The organism is Myroides fluvii, from assembly GCF_009792295.1.
In the GTDB taxonomy this organism is placed as follows: domain Bacteria; phylum Bacteroidota; class Bacteroidia; order Flavobacteriales; family Flavobacteriaceae; genus Flavobacterium; species Flavobacterium fluvii_A.
In genome coordinates this window covers 310,167-327,215 of the sequence record NZ_CP039934.1, presented here as the reverse complement: position 1 = coordinate 327,215, position 17,049 = coordinate 310,167, and the positions used below count along the sequence as shown (strand labels likewise).

The following is a 17,049-nucleotide window of genomic DNA, read 5'->3' as shown; positions in this document are numbered from 1 at the left end:
AACCAATTCCTTTGGATATAAATTTTCCTTTTATCTATTTTATTCATGATAAAATAAGAATTATCTTTGCCTATTAAATTTTGTTAATGATGTTGAATCAGATTTTAACTCCTCAGATTATAAATGCAGCCAAAGAGCTGTACGATGTAGTAATTGATAAAGTAGAATATCAAGTTACTAGGAAAGAATTTGAAGGAGATATTACAGTTGTTATTTTTCCATTTTTAAAACAGATTAAAGGAAATCCTATCGAAATAGGAACTAAAATCGGTGAGTATTTAGTTGAAAATACAACTGAAATAGAGCGGTTTAATGTCGTAAAAGGATTTTTGAATCTAGTTGTTGCAGAAAGTTACTATTTATCTTCTTTTGCGGAGATGAATAAAGAGGAACACTATGGGTTTAAAACTCCAGACGCAAATGATAAAGCAGTATTAGTTGAATATTCTTCGCCTAATACAAATAAACCGTTACACTTAGGTCACGTACGCAATAACTTACTTGGATTTTCGGTTGCTGAAATTTTAAAAGCTTCGGGGAAAAAGGTGTATAAAACACAAATTATCAACGATAGAGGAATCCATATTTGTAAGTCTATGCTGGCTTGGCAAAAGTTTGGCAATGGAGAAACTCCAACCTCAACAGGATTAAAAGGCGATAAACTAGTAGGAAACTACTACGTGAAATTTGATGTGGAGTACAAGGCTCAAATTAAAGATCTGATGGCGAGTGGTCTGACAGAAGATCAAGCTAAATTAGAAGCGCCAATTATAAAGGAGGCAAAAGAAATGCTATTGGATTGGGAAGCTGGAAAGCCTGAAGTAATTGAGTTATGGAAAATGATGAACCAATGGGTATATGATGGTTTTGCCGTTTCTTATGCAAACTTGGGAATCGATTTTGATAAGAACTATTACGAAAGTGATACGTATTTGCTAGGTAAAGATGTTGTTGAAGACGGATTAGCACGTGGTGTATTCTTTAAAAAAGAAGATAATTCTGTTTGGATTGACTTAACAGACGATGGATTAGATGAAAAGTTAGTCCTTCGTGGAGATGGTACATCCGTGTACATGACACAAGATATCGGTACAGCGATTCAACGTGTAAAAGATTTTTCTGATATTGGAGGGATGGTCTATACCGTTGGAAATGAGCAAGATTATCACTTTAAAGTGTTGTTCTTGATTCTGAAACGCTTAGGGTTTGATTGGGCCGATAGTTTATTCCATTTGTCTTACGGAATGGTAGATTTACCTTCAGGAAAAATGAAGAGTAGAGAGGGTACGGTTGTAGATGCAGATGAATTAATGGAAGAAATGACCAATACGGCTCGTTCGATTTCAGAAGAATTAGGTAAATTAGAAGGTTATTCGGAAGAGGAAAAAGAAACGCTCTATAACACCATCGGTTTAGGGGCGCTTAAATATTATATTTTAAAGGTTGATCCTAAGAAACGCATCTTGTTTAATCCGGAAGAATCTGTCGATTTTGCTGGAAATACAGGACCGTTTATTCAATATGCTTATGCGCGTATTCAATCGATTTTGCGCAGAGCAGCGTTTGATTTATCAACTGAAATAACGGCTATCGCTTTAGATCCGAAAGAAAAGGAAATAATTAAGTTGTTGGAAGACTTCCCAGAAGTAATTCAAAATGCAGCACGTTCACATAGTCCAGCTTTACTTGCAAATTATGTGTATGACTTGGTAAAAGAATACAATTCTTTTTATCAATCGGTTTCTATTCTTGGAGAAGAAGACCTAACGTTGAAAACGTTTAGAGTACAATTATCTCAAAAAGTTGGTTTGGTGATCCAAGACGCATTCTCTTTGTTGGGAATTGCGGTACCAAATCGTATGTAATTTCGTTCTTTGTGAAAGTAGTAAAATCATACATGATACAGTCATTAGCCATTGTTATATTGGCTAGTGGCTTTTTTTTATTCTTTAAGGCAAATTTGCCTCAAAAGATTTTTTCGGAAGAAAAACCCAAAACGAGCAATGTGGTAATTGACAGCTTGTTATTGGAGGCAATTGAAGAGGAAAAAGTAGCCGTAAAAGGAGAAACTACTCCTGCTTCTGATACAGAAGAAGGAGAAGTACTTGTCATTCAAGAAGAAGATTTGTTTTCCAATGAAGGGGAAGCAAGCTTTAAAGGAATGGTCTTTTTGGATTACTTCTTTAGCCGTTTGTACCAAGTAGAGATGGAAAATCAAGGACGTGCGCGTATCGCCTATTATGGAGATTCTATGACAGATGGTGATATGATTGTTCAAGATTTGCGCAAAAATTACCAAGATAAATACGGGGGTTCTGGGGTTGGATTTATCCAAATTACGTCGGAGTCTTCTCAATCTAGGGGATCTGTGACGCATAAGTATTCGCCAAATTGGAAGGTTCAGTCTTATTTAAATGTAAAAAATCCACGCAAACCGTTTGGTGTAGGTGGACAAGTGTTCTTTGTTAAAGACACCGTAAGACCTACCTGGGTAAGTTATCAAGCAGGTAATATACGCAATATGACGACGCTGAATAACCCAACATTGTATTATGGTAGATCGACTAATACACGCGGTACAGTTGAGGTTATTATGCAAAAAGATACCCTTCGAAAATCCTTAAATGCCGCTACAGCATTGAATAAACTGAAATTGACCGGAGGAAGTTCAATCAAACAATTGAAATTGCAATTTCTTCATGCGGATTCGATTCCGTTATATGGTATCGATGTTAGTAGTCCAACGGGGGTACAGGTAGATAATTTTTCAAGCCGCGGAAACTCCGGATTACCTTTATCTTTATTCAACGTAGCTGTCATGCAGAAATTCCAAAAAGAATTGGATTATAGCTTGATTATCTTACATTATGGAACCAATGTATTAAATTATGGATCACATAATTACAGTTGGTATACCAAACAAATGAATAAAGTCGTTAGTCATTTAAGACAGTGTTTTCCAAAAGCATCCATCTTAGTTATTTCTACAGCTGATAAGTCGACGAAATATGATTTGACCATGGCAACTGATTCAGCGGTAACCCCATTGATGCGTGCACAGCGCAAGTATGCAATGGAATCCAAAACGGGTTTTTTCAATTTATATGAGGCGATGGGAGGAAAAGGTTCGATGGTTCAATGGGTAGAAGGATCACCAGCGAAAGCTAATAAAGATTACACCCACTTTAATTTTAGAGGTGCACAAACGGTATCTGCTTTAATTTTTAAACAATTAGAAGAAGGATACGCTACGTATAAAAAAGAAAAAGGAGGGGAAACTAGACAAAGAGGGAGAAGTAATTTGAATGAAGATTCCCTACATAGAAATAAAGTTCAAAAAGAAATAGATACGGTGTCCAATGAAGAAAGGGAGTAAAGTTATGGTTTCTCTACTGCTTTTGGTGAGCACGAGTATTTTAGCTCAAGTACAACCAAAAGATCAGGAAGATATAGATACAGCTCAGGTACAAGATACACTAAATGAGCCCTACAAGAATATGATTTATTATCCAGAACAATTAAAACATTTTTTTACTAGCTTGAGAGAATTGAGTCAGGGCGAGCGAAAAAAAGTCAATATTGTTCACATTGGAGATTCGCATATTCAAGCTGATTTTTTTAGTGGAAAAGTGCGCAATTTGATCCAAGAACAGTTTGGAAATGGGGGATTGGGATTTACTTTTCCCTATCAGTTAGCACGTACCAATAGCAATAATTTCGTGCGTTATTCTAGTAATTCTGACTGGGAGAACAGAAGAAATATCTATCCAGTTAATGGCGCTAAAGTAGGGTTGAGTGGCATCGCCTTGTCTTCTAGTACCAAAGACGCAGTGATTAAGGTCGATTTGAGAGAAAGTAAATTTGCTTTCACTAGAGTGAAACTTTTTACCCCTACTGACGAATTGACGTATCGGGTAGGAACAACGGATCGCGAACTGAATTTAACCAATACAACAGTCGCTAAGACGAGTTCACATAAAATTAAAGCTGGAGAATCACTATCGGGTATTGCACAAAAATACAATACCACAGTAGCGCATTTAAAACAATTAAATAAGTTAAAATCTACCGCAATACAAGCAGGTAAAACTTTAGTGATTCCCACAAAAGAAGTTGAACGACCACAGCTTGCTACTTCGGTGTTTCATCCTGTTAATTACAACAAGCAAAAAACGTTTGTTTCTTTTGATTTCCCTAGTACAACAGCACAGTTTTATCTGTATGCTGTGGCTCAAAATGAGTCGAATGACTTAAATGGACTGGTATTAGAAAATGATCAACCGGGAATCGTATACCACACGATTGGCGTTAATGGTGCACGCTATTCAGATTACAACAAGTATCCTTTGTTTTTTGAACAATTAGAAGGACTGGAAGCAGATTTGATTATCTTGTCCTTGGGAACAAATGAAGCTTTTGATAAAATTGATGGAGCGAGTTTTAGAAAGGAGATCAATCGATTTTTGATGGAAGTGAAAACTAGAAACCCGCAAACGTCAATTTTAGTTACCTCACCGCCCCCTAGTTATTTTTCAAAAGGAAAACCCAATACAATAGCAAGTACGTTGGCCAATGAAATTATCATTAATGGCATTGAGCAAAACTATGCGATTTGGGATATGTATTACAACTTAGGAGGCACCCTGGGATTGCCTTATTTGATTGATGAACAAATGTTGTCCAAAGACTTAGTACATTATACCATTAAAGGTTATGAATATACTGGAACCTTGTTTTTTGAAGGATTAATGAAGGTATATCAGAACTATTTTTCAACAGAAACTACACAGACAAATGAGTCTATTTAATATAGAATTGCCCACTGTAACCTTGGATGACGTGATTCACTGGTTTACATTTAACCCCAAAGAACCCTTGTTGTTTAACTCGGCTTTGTTTTTGGGGATGTTTATTGTTTTCTACGTTATTTATATTGGTCTAAGAAAAACGTTTCATGCCCGCTTATTGTATGTGGTGCTGTTCTCCTTGTTTTTCTATTATAAATCAAGTGGTTTGTACCTCTTCATTTTGATAGGATCATCGTTGATGGATTACACCTTTGCCAATACCATCCACCACAGTACAAATGAGGCGAAAAAGCGATTCTTACTCACCTTAAGTGTGGTGTTAAATCTCGGATTATTAGGCTATTTTAAATATACCAATTTCTTTTTAGATGGATTTAATTTCTTCGCAGATACCAAATTCCATTTAGATGATTTGATTTTACCTGTTGGAATTTCGTTTTATACCTTCCAGTCGATTAGTTATATTATTGAGATTTATCGCAAAGAAATAGAACCCACTAAAAACTTTTTAGACTATCTGTTTTTCATTTCTTTCTTTCCTCAATTGGTCGCTGGACCTATTGTGCGGGCAAAGGATTTTATTCCTCAGATCTACTCCAATCTTTTAGTTACAAGAGAACAGGTAAATGAAGGAATGTTGTTAATTATTGGAGGGCTTTTAAAAAAGGCTGTTATCTCAGATTATATATCCATTAATTTTGTAGATCGCGTATTCGATGCTCCAAATAGTTATACTGCTTTTGAAAATTTAATGGCTTCTTACGGTTATGCCATTCAGATTTACTGTGATTTCTCTGGATATTCTGATATGGCTATTGGTATTGCTTTGCTATTGGGTTATCGCCTGCCGATGAACTTTAATCTGCCTTATCAGTCTACGTCTATTACGGAATTTTGGAGAAGATGGCATATTTCCTTATCTACTTGGCTAAAGGATTTTCTTTATATTTCAGTAGGAGGGAATCGAAAGGGAACGTTTGGAGGATACTTCTTTCCAGGGCTGTTTTTCGTTGGAATTATAGGTTGGGGAGTGTATAGCTACAACTCGAGTATTTACCCTTTGATTATCGGTATTTTATCTTTGGTTGTGTTTCTATTGACCATCGCTTTGTCTAAAACAAAAGAAAAGAGTTTGTTTACCAACTTCAATTTGCTGACCACGATGTTGTTAGGGGGATTGTGGCACGGGGCTAGCTTGCGTTTTATCGTATGGGGGGCTTTACACGGAATTGCTCTAGCTGTACACAAATTAGTGATGGAGTTGTTTCCGCGTAAAAAAGATAAACCCGCTTCTTTTGTATGGCGCGTGATTTCCATTATTTTGACGTTTCACTTTGTTACGTTCTGTTGGATTTTCTTCCGTGCGAATTCATTTGATACGGCATTGAATATCATTTATAATATTGCAGATCTTGAATACGATTGGGAAGCTTGGAAAACAATTATCATGGGATACAAAAATGTATTTTTGTTAATCGCTATTGGATTTGTATGGCATTTTATTCCTAAACGTTGGATGGCTATTCCTCATCAATGGTTTAATGTTGCACCAATCTTTGTTAAATCAGTGGTGTTGGGATTTGTGTTTTGGGTGGTGTATGCAACTGCTACAGCAGGTCCGCAACCCTTTATTTACTTCCAGTTCTAAGAAAAAATAGAAATAAAAAAGCCTCGTATTCATTTTTTACGAGGCTTTTTTTTATTTTCTAATATCTGCATTGTGCTTTGGTGATAAATTAGGCTCAGCAAAAGAAATAACCTGTTCTTCTTCTAAAGCAGCTAGAATGGCATATACATTTTTGTAATCTGTTTTTGCAGGGACATTGATGACGAAGTAATAATCATCTACTAATTCAATTTCCGTTTGTGCGTATAAAATCTCGTTGTACAAATCCTCACGGTTGTATTTTTCTTTGAGTACCATCACTTGAACTGTCGTGTTTCCAGAAGGTTGCTCCACGTGTACCACTTGATAGCGCTTTGCTTTCTCATCATAGGTGGCATGCACCACATCTTCGCAAGATAATTCCGGACCATAGAACGGAATATTGTCTATCTGAAACAAATTTTTCTCTGCATCAACTACAATTCCCCATAAAATCTCTTCTGTCTCTTTTTCTAATACTTCACTGTGATATTGAATGGCAATCTGTTCGTATTGTTCTTTCATACTTGTCTTTTTAAATTAGGGAATTAGTCGTAGCTCTTCACTTGCAAAGATAAGGGGTATAAATTTAATTACTAATAACCTCGAGAATATTTGTTGTACCATTTAAAGGGTATACTGGTTAATAAAATAAAAAAGGAGTATCTTGGACGCTTAAGATTTATAATAATTCCAATCATTTCGTTATGAAAAAGTATGTAATCGTTCTGTGTTTATCGCTGTTTTCCCTTGTAGCAGTTCAAGCTCAAAATCAATTGGAAGAATTAGTAAAAGAAGGAATTGCTTATCACGACAATGGACAGTATGAAAAGGCCATTGAGAGTTACCAAAAAATGTTGGAATTAGATCCAAATTCTAGTATTGCATATTATGAAATAGGCATGAGTTATATGTATGCGAAACAATATGATTTAGCCCTTGAATACAGTAATAAAGCAATCGAAAGAGGAGGGAGATATACTGTTCCTGCTATTGTAGTTAAAGCATCGACGTTAAGTAATCAAAATCGCGTACAGGAAGCAATTGAATTATTAGAAGATACGATAGAAAAATATGAGGCAGATGTTATGGTGTATTACAACTTGGCTATCTGTTATTTTAAACTGAATAATCTTGATGGAGCGGAACGGGCTTTAGTAGCGGGTATTTACGATAACCCCCTACATGCTAGTTCGCATTATATGTTGGCTGTTCTAAAAGAAAGTCAGCAGTTGCGCATCGAATCTATGTTGTCCGCTTACTTTTTCTTGTTGTTAGATCAGCATTCGGCACGCAGTGTAAAGATGTTGCAATTGATTGAGCAATCCTTTGCACATGGGGTGACTGTTTCAACAGAGGAGAAAAATGTAGTCAATCTAACAATTCCAAAAGGAAGTTTGGAAGCAGATTCCAAGTATGGAATGGTTGAGATGGGATTAGTGCTCAATGCTGCGGCAAATTTCGAACTGAAAATAGGACAAGATATACAAGGATTCTGTGATAGGACTACTAATTTTTTAGGTTTGTTGCAAGGAGTGAAAACAGAAAATCCAGCTTCTATGTTGGAATTAGACTTAGTGTTTTATGTACCTTTCTTTAATGCAATAAGAGAAAAGGATGTTTTTTGTAACTATATTTATCAGATGACTCCTGGGGGAAATAAACAATGGCTAGATAAAAACGAGAAGAAAGTAGAGTCCTTCCAGCAATGGATGCAAGAGTGGATACAGGAAAAAGCATCCGAGTTAGAACAGCAAGTAGAAGAAAAATAAAAAAAGCGAAAAGGAGGAAAGTTATTCCTCTTTTCGCTTTTATAGGAGAATGGCTGTGAAAAAAATACACCAATTTATTATTGCCAACCACCACCTAATGATTTGTATAATTGTACTCCATACTGAAGCTTGTTCAATTTCAGTTTATTTAGGTTTAACTCATTGTCCAACATATTTTTCTGCGCATTGATGACCTCAATATAGGTTGCATATCCACTGTTGAATAATAAGTTCGATTGCTTCACACCCAAACGAGAAGTCGTTACTTGTTCATCTGCTATTTCGATCTGTTCCTCTGAAGTTTTGAGGTTAATCAAAGCATCTGTTACTTCGGTTACGGCCGTATATACCGTTTTTTGAAAGTCGATTTCACTCTTTGTGCGTTCTATTTTCGCTACTTCAAAAGCTGTTTTTAGCTTGCGTTTGTTGAAAATAGGATTGGCTACTTTTCCGATTAAGCTTCCAAAAAGAGAACCTGGAATATTGAACCAATTTTCTCCTAGCATGCTGTTAACCCCCCCCTCAAGATTAATCGTTAAGGAAGGATATCGAGCGGTTTGTGCAACACCTACTGCGGCATTTCTTGCTTTTAGTTCTAATTCTGCCATTTGCACATCTGGACGATAGTGTAGCAAGGCCAAAGGCAAGCCGATACTTCCTAGCTCTTCCTGTTTAACATCTGCAAGCTTAACTTCCCTCACTATGCTCGTTGGTAATTGACCTGTCAATAAGGAAAGTGCATTTTCCTGCGTGGCAATTTGTTGCTTTAGGGATGGAATTAGCGCTTTAGCCACTAACATTTGATTGCGGGTTTGCGTGATAGCTAAAGAGGTTATCTGTCCTGCATCACGTTGTAATTCAACAATCTTTAATGTGTTTTTTGTTAATTCGTAATTCGTCTGTGCTACCTCCATTTGCGCATCTAATAATAGTAGGTTGTAATAACCTTGTGCTATCTTGGCAATCAGTTCGGTCTGAATGGCTTTTTTCGCTTCTGCTGTTTGCAGAAAACGCGCCAATTGTTCTGCGGTTTGACTTTTGATCTTTCCCCAAATATCGATTTCCCAGCTCAAGTCTAAACCTGAAGTGTATTGTGCAGAGTTAACATACATATTGGTTGGTGGCTCTTCTCCTTTATTTTTATAGTAATTAGTAGAAGGGGTACCATAATAATTCTCAGAGCGATATTGATAGGCTACACTCCCTGCTTCTAAACCTATAGAAGGCAACCATTCCAACTTGGCCTGTTTTGTTTTTTGTGCGGCTATTTCTAAATTTTTAAGGGCATTCTGCATATCAAAATTATGCGTTAATCCTTTGTCTATTAAATTCGTCAATTGCTCATCCTGAAAGAAGTCACGCCACTTGATGGCCGAGATGCTCAGTGAGTCTTGCGTAGCTATACTGTCATGTTGCCCTCTGTATGTTTCAGGGAGATCAACTGTTGGAGTTCTATAGTTTGATTGAGGAGCACAAGCTTGAAATAAGGTCAAACTTGTCCCCAATAAAAAAACGAGCGTTAAAGGAGCAGTGTTTCTTTTTTTAATCATACTGTTTTTTTTAATCGTTAGTAAATTTTGCTTTTAATCGTTCGTCGATCGTTTGGAAGATGACAAATAAGACAGGAATAATAAAAATACCTGCAGCCACCCCAAAGAGCATTCCTCCAGCGGCACTAAAACTAATGGAGTGATTTCCTTGTGCAGATGGACCAACGGTGAACATTAAAGGAATTAGACCCGCTACGAATGCGAAAGAAGTCATTAAAATAGGACGTAGCCTCATTTTAGCTCCCTCCGTTGCCGCTTCGATAATGGATAATCCTTTTTTGCGCTGTTGAAGCGCAAATTCGATAATTAAAATAGCATTTTTAGCTAATAACCCAATTAACATAACCAAACCAACTTGTACGTATATGTTGTTTTGTAACCCAGCTAAATTGACAAATAGCGCTACACCCAATAAACCTGTCGGAACCGTTAATAGAATCGCAATAGGTAAAAAGTAACTCTCATATTGGGCGGCAAGTAAAAAGTAGACAAAAATAATACTCAAGGCAAAAATAAAAATAGCTTGATGACCAGAATCCTTTTCTTCCAAAGACATACCCGTAAATTCATAGGAATAGTTTCCTGGCATTTTGCTCGTTACTTCTTCTATGACTTTCATCGCATCTCCAGTACTATATCCTTGACTCGGGTTTACCTTAACCGTAATCGCATTGTATAGATTGTAACGATTAACCGTTTGGGGTCCCAATACTTTTTTCAGTTTAACCAACGTATTGGCGGGTAGCATGTCTCCATCTTTATTTTTGACGTAAATCGAACTAAAGGATTGCGGGCTTTCTCTGTACTCAATATCTGCTTGCATATAGACGCGATAAGTACGTCCAAATCGGTTGAAATCACCTGCTTTAACCCTTCCATAGTAGTTTTTGATTGTATTCATCAAATCTTTTACACTTACTCCTAGCGATTTGGCTTTGATGTAGTCAATTTCGAGTAAGTATTGAGGGAAATTAGCTTTGAATGAAGTAAAAGCGGATCCAATTTCTTCTCTCTCATTTAATTCTTTGATGACACCATCTGCGGCCTGACTAAATGAGCTGAAATCTCCTCCTAATCGATCTTGCAAGACAAATTCAATTCCCCCAAAATCTCCAAATCCCTGAATCGTTGGTCGAGGAAATACATTGAAGGTAGCCTCGTGTATAACAGCTAAATCTTGTTGAACTTCATCGATAATGTCATCTATATTTTTAATTTTCCCTCTCTTTTTGTATGGTTTGAGGTTGATGTATCCCACAGCAAAAGAAGGACTCGCATTTCCGTCAATGGTATTATATCCCGAAATAGCAGTCATGCCCTCGATGTCTGTTCTCATTTTCAAAATACTATCCGCTTTCGCTAGGACTACTTTGGTTCTCGCAAGAGAAGCCCCAGGAGGCATGGCTAACGAATAAGTGATGTAACTATCATCCTCTCTTGGAATAAAAGAAGAGGGCGTTTTATATAAAAAGAATACACCCAATCCGATGATTAATACTAATCCCGCGATGGCTACTTTTTTATTGCGTATTAATTTGCCAATAGTCGCTACATATTTGTTCGTGAACGAATCAAAAGCCGTATTAAAGGCAAAGAAAAAACGAGCAGATACTCTTTTGATTGGATTTGTTTCCTTTTGACTAGCTAATTCCTCTGCTTTGGGTTGTTTTAAAAACAAGGCACATAAAGCAGGACTCAGCGTTAAAGCATTAACCGCTGAAATTAGAATTGCAAAGGCAAGGGTATAGGCAAATTGTTTGTAAAATATTCCCGCAGGACCTTGCATAAAACCAACGGGTAAAAATACAGCAGACATAACCAAGGTAATCGAGATGATGGCTCTTGTAATCTCATTCATGGTTTCAATGGTCGCTTCTTTGGCTTTTAATCCCGTTTGATGCATTTTTTCGTGAATCGCCTCTACGACGACAATGGCATCATCCACTACAATACCAATGGCTAAAACCAAGGCAAACATGGTCAATACATTGATAGAGAATCCCATCAAATAGATAAAGAACAAGGTTCCAATTAAAGAAATGGGAATGGCAATTGCTGGAATAATCGTCGATCTAAAATCTTGTAAAAACAAATAAACGATAATAAATACAAGGAAAAAAGCTTCAAAAAGCGTACTTCTTACCTGGCTAATTGATTCGTCAATTTGATCTTTTACGGAATAACTGATTGCATAGTGAATCCCCTTCGGAAAAGTTTGTGCAACGCGCTCCAATACTTTTCGCACTGCAATGTCTATTTCTCTTGCGTTAGAACCTGCAGTCTGCGTAATATTCATTGTTAAACCAGGATAACCATTGACGCTGTTGTCACTGCCGACATTAGAGGCTCCGAATTCAACACGAGCCACATCTTTCAACAACAAAACAGATCCATCAATATTGGTTTTGATTACAATGTTTTCATATTCTTCGGGTTGACTGAACCTTCCTTTGTGTTTTAAGGCCGTTTCAAAAGCCTCTTCTGACGTTTCTCCAAAGTTACCTGGTGCAATTTCGAAGTTTTGATCTTTGATTGCCGCTATGACATCCTGAGGCGTTAGTCCATACAAGGCTAGTTTCTCTGGATTTAACCAGGTACGCATCGAGTAATCACGTGCACCTACACGCCCTACTGCAGCCACCCCCGGAACACGTAAAAGCTCTCGGTTGATGTTAATCTGCGTATAGGCTTGTAAGAAAGTCTCATCGTAAATTCCCTCTGGGTGATCGCTGAAAAAGTTAATCGTCATGATATTACCACTCTGACGAGGCGTAACGGAAATTCCGTTTTCATTCACTTCAGAAGGCAAATCACTGGATGCTTTACTTACGCGGTTTTGTACGTTTACAGCGGCTTGATCAGGGTCTGTCCCTGCCTTAAAAAAAACATTGATTGTTCCTGAACCACTATTACTCGCTTTTGAACTGATGTAGGTCATGTTATCCACTCCATTGATTGCTTCCTCAATAGGGAGTAAAACACTTTGGGCTACGGTTTCAGCATTCGCTCCAGGATAAGACGTAGACACACTCACACTTGGGGGTGCAATCTCTGGAAAACGTGTAATAGGCAATAAGGTTAGTCCTACTAGTCCAAGTAAAACGAACATAATCGAAATAACGGTAGCTAGTATCGGACGATCTATAATAGTCTTTAGCATATTTTTTTATTTTAGTAGCGGTGAAAAATAGGTGAATAAGGCAGAAGATTAGTTCATCGCCTTCACATACATTCCTTCTGTTAACTTATCGAATCCCGTTTTAATTACGCGATCGCCAATTTGAAGTCCCTCCGATACAATGTAGTTTGTACCCGAAACTCCGTCCAATTGGATTGATTGTAGTTTAACTTTATCATCTTGATCTAAAAGGTAGACAAAGGTTTTATCCTGAATAGCTGTAGTCATTTCTTGTGGAATTAAAATTACATGTGCTTTCGTTTCACGTAATTTTACTGTTCCTGTATTTCCAGAACGCATAACGTCTTGTGAATTGGGAAAAGAAGCGCGGAGGGAAATGGATCCCGTGTTGCGGTTCACCTGTCCGTTTACCATATCTACTTTTCCTTTTTCTCCATATTCGTGTCCATCTGCTAGGATTAAAGTAACTTCTGGTAAAATCTGCCCCGATGAGGTAATGCGCGTACTATCTGACTTTTTGGTGTCTTTCGTGAAATAAAGGAAATCCGATTCACTCATCCCAAAATACACATAAACCTCACTGACATCGGTAAGAACGGTCAACGGTTCTTTATCCCCTCTGCTAACTAAGTTTCCAATGCGTTTAGGCATACGCCCAATGTAACCACTTACAGACGCTTTGATTGTCGTGTAATCTAAATTGATCTGCGCACTAGCAACCGCAGCAGAAGCTTTAGCTAAAGAAGCTCTTGCTATTTCATAGTTTGATTTCGCAGTCTCCAATTGTACTTCGGCTATTACTTCATTGTCAATTAAAGGTTTTAAACGGTCAATTTCCAATTGAGCATTTTTTAATTTCGCTTTTTCTACATTTTCTGTAGCAATCATATTGTTTAAAATCTCGCGATAAGGTTGGGGATTAATCTGAAACAAAGGTTGCCCTTCGTGTACATAAGCCCCTTCATCAACAAATATTTGATCCAAGGTTCCTTCTACTTGCGGACGAATCTCTACATTTATTTTACCTTCAATATTGCCAATGTAATCTTTAATGGTGATCGCCGTTGTCGTATCAATTTGAATGATAGGCAAGGCGATGGCATTCTCTCTTGGGTCTAATGTTTTAGAGTTGCCAATATTGCAACTATTGATTGCAATCAATGTTCCAATCATTACGATGGCTGCAAAACCAATAAAATATACTTTTCGATTTGTTATCATTTTCATACTGTTCATTTAATTGTTGTAGGTGATGAATTCTTTCTTCGTTGATAGTAGTTATTCAACTAGAGTGCCAAAATGAATATTTTCGTGTAATCAAACTATTTTAATGGTTGTAATTTATTGATTAATAGCTTTCTATGTTATTTTTTCATTCTTGAAATAAAAAACAAAAAAAAATATGAAATAAAAAAAAGCGTTGCCAATTGGGGATGTGTTCTACAACTCTACATTTTTCGCTTCCTTGAATTTAGGAATAAAATTTGATTAAGCATAAAATTAAGAAAAGAATATTAACAATAAATACGAGGTATGTTAACAAAAATAGCAGGAAGTGCGGTGTTTGGTATTGATGCAACCACCATAACCATAGAAGTCAACGTGGATCACGGGGTAGGTTATTATTTAGTCGGATTGGCAGATAATGCAATTAAGGAAAGCTCTTATCGAATTGCGGCGGCTTTAGCCAATACAGGTTATCGATTGCCAGGGAAACGCATTACGATTAATTTAGCTCCTGCCAATATGCGAAAAGAAGGCTCTGCCTATGATTTGCCTATTGCCATAGGAATTTTAATTGCTTCAGAACAGATTAAAATTCAGGTAGATGAAAATCAGTATATCCTGATGGGAGAGTTGTCTTTGGACGGTACATTACAGTGTATTAATGGGGCTTTGCCTATCGCAATTCAGGCAAAAGAAGAAGGGTTTAAAGGGATTATTTTGCCCAAGGAAAATCAAAAAGAAGCTGCAGTTGTCGATGGATTAGAAGTGTATGGAGTAGACAATATTAGCGAGGTGATTGCTTTTTTTGAAGGAAAAAGTGTATTGGAACCCTACCAACTCAATTTTGAGGAGGACCTTTGGGATCAAGAGGATCTGCTGGATCGAGATTTTAAGGATGTCAAAGGACAGGAAAGTATTAAAAGAGCCATGGAGATTGCCGCTGCAGGTGGACATAACATCATTTTGATCGGCCCACCAGGTTCAGGTAAGACCATGTTGGCAAAGCGATTGGCGAGTATTTTACCTCCCATGACCTTGGAGGAATCGCTAGAGACGACCAAAATACACAGTGTTGTGGGAAAAGCAAAAGAAAAGGGACTAATTCGCATACGCCCGTTTCGAAACCCCCATCATACTGCATCATCTGTCGCCTTAGTAGGAGGAGGGAGCTATCCACAACCTGGTGAAATTTCACTTGCTCACAATGGAGTCTTGTTTTTGGACGAATTACCAGAATTTAAACGCGAGGTTTTAGAAGTAATGCGTCAACCTTTGGAAGATCGAGAGGTGACAATTTCTCGGGCAAAGTTTACCATTACGTACCCTTCATCTTTTATGCTTGTGGCTAGTATGAACCCTAGTCCGAGTGGTTATTTTCAAGAGCCAGGAGCCATGGTGCAATCCACGCATGCGGAAATGCAACGGTATATCAATAAAATATCAGGTCCTTTATTAGATCGCATCGACCTACATATTGAAGTCAACCCCGTGCCTTTTGAAAAACTAGCAGATAAACAACTGGCTGAGCCGAGTGCTGCTATTCGTCAACGGGTTATCGAAGCTCGAAAGAAGCAAATTCAACGCTTTGCCACACATCCTGGAATCCATTATAACGCCCAATTGACAACACCTTTGTTACGGGAGTACTGCAATTTAGAAGCAGAATCATTGGCGTTGTTAAAAAAGGCTATGGATCGACTGAATTTGTCTGCTCGTGCCTATGATCGAATTCTAAAGGTAGCTAGGACAATCGCTGATTTAGAACACGGTGATAAAATAGAAGCGAGTCATATTGCCGAAGCCATTCAATACCGCAGTTTGGATCGAGAGGGATGGTTTAAGTGATTGGTGAGAGGGTGAGGAAAGAAGAGAGAGGAAAGAAGTGAGAAGTGAGAAGTGAGAAGTGAGAAGTGAGAAGTGAGAAGTGAGAAGTGAGAAGTGAGAAGTGAGAAGTGAGACAGAGCCAAAAATTCTAAAAAAGAGTCACTCTTTAATCGAAAGAATTGCACAAAAAAGCAAAAAAGCAAAAAAACAAAAAAGCAATAAACAGAAGCTCCGCTTTCAAGTGAAAGCGGAGCTTCTGTTTATTTTGAATAGTGGAATCTGCTATATTTTTTCTTCTTCTAAGTTGAAACCAATAATCTGTTTATACAAAGTAAAGTAAATAGAGAATAAGTAGGGGAGGGTAATTAGAATCCCAACAACAAAGAAAAATAAACCGGAGAATACTAGAAAGTAATTCAATATCACCGTTAGTATAATAGGAAGCGGTTGTTTATTTACGACTTGAATACTCGTTTTGATTGCCGTAAAAGGAGACATACGTCCAAAGATGATTAAGGGTGTAACGAATATCGTTAGGATATTAATCAGCCAATTGATAATAATCGAGACCATTTCTAATTGGTATTCCTTTAGCAATACTGAAAATCCAGTAAAGAATAAGGTAATCAGTCCTTGTGCGACAAAGATATAGAGTCCCTTAATACTAAAAAAATATTTAAAAACGCTCGTAAAACGAGGCGTTTGTCCGAGAGCTGCTTCAGCGTTTATTTTGTAAAATCCAGCAATGAGTACACTACCCAAAGCAGAAAAGAGAACGGCAAAGAGCAGATAGGTGTACAACAAAGGTGGTTGAGTGAGTTGGTTGCTTAATTCAAAGAGTTTTTCTTGAATCTCCGCAGGCGTAGTAGCTTCATTGATATCGATAAAACGCGTTACAGCCATAGAACCCAAAAAGGAAGTAATAAAAAGGGCGAATAAAAGACTGACAACAACCAGTACTATGGTTTTCTTGTAGTAAACAGCCGCTTCTCTCATTACTAGAAAAGGTTGGATGTTATATCCTTCATGTAAAATTCGTTGAATTGTTTGTTTTAAATTAGTCATTATGGTTTTTAAGTAGATT

The 17,049-nt window shown here is 37.3% G+C and carries 11 protein-coding genes; 6 read left to right on the top strand and 5 right to left on the bottom strand.

Features of this window, described 5'->3' with window-relative positions:
- The first annotated feature begins 86 nt into the window (after positions 1-86).
- The 4 genes from argS to FBR08_RS01595 are packed head-to-tail and all read left to right on the top strand — an operon-like array spanning position 87 to position 6,456.
- A complete protein-coding gene (argS, locus tag FBR08_RS01610) occupies positions 87-1,865 on the top strand; it encodes an arginine--tRNA ligase (protein ID WP_158961033.1) in 1,779 nt (592 codons plus the stop codon).
- Positions 1,866-1,897: 32 nt separating this feature from the next.
- The gene (locus FBR08_RS01605) at positions 1,898-3,376 is read left to right on the top strand and encodes an SGNH/GDSL hydrolase family protein (RefSeq protein WP_158961031.1); all 1,479 of its coding nucleotides are present in this window, start codon (positions 1,898-1,900) and stop codon (positions 3,374-3,376) included.
- Positions 3,360-4,808 (top strand): LysM peptidoglycan-binding domain-containing protein, encoded by a 1,449-nt coding sequence (locus FBR08_RS01600; protein ID WP_158961029.1) that lies wholly within the window; start codon positions 3,360-3,362, stop codon positions 4,806-4,808. Before FBR08_RS01605 ends, FBR08_RS01600 begins: the two co-directional genes overlap by 17 nt.
- Positions 4,795-6,456, top strand: a complete 1,662-nt coding sequence (locus FBR08_RS01595; protein ID WP_158961027.1) for an MBOAT family O-acyltransferase — start codon at positions 4,795-4,797, stop codon at positions 6,454-6,456. Before FBR08_RS01600 ends, FBR08_RS01595 begins: the two co-directional genes overlap by 14 nt.
- 51 nt (positions 6,457-6,507) lie before the next feature.
- Here FBR08_RS01595 and FBR08_RS01590 read toward each other — a convergent pair whose 3' ends face one another.
- Complete coding sequence (locus tag FBR08_RS01590) at positions 6,508-6,978, bottom strand: DUF4265 domain-containing protein (RefSeq protein ID WP_158961025.1); 471 nt, start codon at positions 6,976-6,978, stop codon at positions 6,508-6,510.
- A 182-nt stretch (positions 6,979-7,160) separates the two neighbouring features.
- Between FBR08_RS01590 and FBR08_RS01585 the strand changes: the two genes are divergently transcribed.
- Complete coding sequence (locus FBR08_RS01585) at positions 7,161-8,225, top strand: tetratricopeptide repeat protein (protein ID WP_158961023.1); 1,065 nt, start codon at positions 7,161-7,163, stop codon at positions 8,223-8,225.
- A 77-nt stretch (positions 8,226-8,302) separates the two neighbouring features.
- On the opposite strand, the gene FBR08_RS01580 is transcribed toward FBR08_RS01585, so the two are convergent.
- From FBR08_RS01580 to FBR08_RS01570, 3 genes are read right to left on the bottom strand one after another with little or no spacing between them, the layout of a single operon-like run.
- The gene (locus FBR08_RS01580) at positions 8,303-9,775 is read right to left on the bottom strand and encodes an efflux transporter outer membrane subunit (protein ID WP_158961021.1); all 1,473 of its coding nucleotides are present in this window, start codon (positions 9,773-9,775) and stop codon (positions 8,303-8,305) included.
- 10 nt (positions 9,776-9,785) lie between these two features.
- Positions 9,786-12,935 (bottom strand): efflux RND transporter permease subunit, encoded by a 3,150-nt coding sequence (locus tag FBR08_RS01575; protein ID WP_158961019.1) that lies wholly within the window; start codon positions 12,933-12,935, stop codon positions 9,786-9,788.
- Positions 12,936-12,983: 48 nt separating this feature from the next.
- Positions 12,984-14,141, bottom strand: a complete 1,158-nt coding sequence (locus FBR08_RS01570; protein ID WP_158961017.1) for an efflux RND transporter periplasmic adaptor subunit — start codon at positions 14,139-14,141, stop codon at positions 12,984-12,986.
- Positions 14,142-14,447: 306 nt separating this feature from the next.
- Here FBR08_RS01570 and FBR08_RS01565 point away from each other — a divergent pair, with 306 nt between their 5' ends.
- Positions 14,448-15,986, top strand: coding sequence for a YifB family Mg chelatase-like AAA ATPase (locus FBR08_RS01565; protein WP_158961015.1), 1,539 nt, complete (start codon positions 14,448-14,450; stop codon positions 15,984-15,986).
- A gap of 261 nt (positions 15,987-16,247) precedes the next feature.
- On the opposite strand, the gene FBR08_RS01560 is transcribed toward FBR08_RS01565, so the two are convergent.
- On the bottom strand, positions 16,248-17,030 hold the full coding sequence (locus tag FBR08_RS01560) for a DUF2189 domain-containing protein (protein WP_158961013.1): 783 nt from the start codon (positions 17,028-17,030) through the stop codon (positions 16,248-16,250).
- Between the last annotated feature and the right edge of the window lie 19 nt (positions 17,031-17,049).

Excerpts from the sequence above, each read along its gene's own strand:
- argS (WP_158961033.1), top strand. The coding sequence starts at position 87 with ATGATGTTGAATCAGATTTTAACTCCTCAGATTATAAATGCAGCCAAA.
- FBR08_RS01605 (WP_158961031.1), top strand. The coding sequence starts at position 1,898 with ATGATACAGTCATTAGCCATTGTTATATTGGCTAGTGGCTTTTTTTTA.
- FBR08_RS01600 (WP_158961029.1), top strand. The coding sequence starts at position 3,360 with ATGAAGAAAGGGAGTAAAGTTATGGTTTCTCTACTGCTTTTGGTGAGC.
- FBR08_RS01595 (WP_158961027.1), top strand. The coding sequence starts at position 4,795 with ATGAGTCTATTTAATATAGAATTGCCCACTGTAACCTTGGATGACGTG.
- FBR08_RS01590 (WP_158961025.1), bottom strand. The coding sequence starts at position 6,978 with ATGAAAGAACAATACGAACAGATTGCCATTCAATATCACAGTGAAGTA.
- FBR08_RS01585 (WP_158961023.1), top strand. The coding sequence starts at position 7,161 with ATGAAAAAGTATGTAATCGTTCTGTGTTTATCGCTGTTTTCCCTTGTA.
- FBR08_RS01580 (WP_158961021.1), bottom strand. The coding sequence starts at position 9,775 with ATGATTAAAAAAAGAAACACTGCTCCTTTAACGCTCGTTTTTTTATTG.
- FBR08_RS01575 (WP_158961019.1), bottom strand. The coding sequence starts at position 12,935 with ATGCTAAAGACTATTATAGATCGTCCGATACTAGCTACCGTTATTTCG.
- FBR08_RS01570 (WP_158961017.1), bottom strand. The coding sequence starts at position 14,141 with ATGAAAATGATAACAAATCGAAAAGTATATTTTATTGGTTTTGCAGCC.
- FBR08_RS01565 (WP_158961015.1), top strand. The coding sequence starts at position 14,448 with ATGTTAACAAAAATAGCAGGAAGTGCGGTGTTTGGTATTGATGCAACC.
- FBR08_RS01560 (WP_158961013.1), bottom strand. The coding sequence starts at position 17,030 with ATGACTAATTTAAAACAAACAATTCAACGAATTTTACATGAAGGATAT.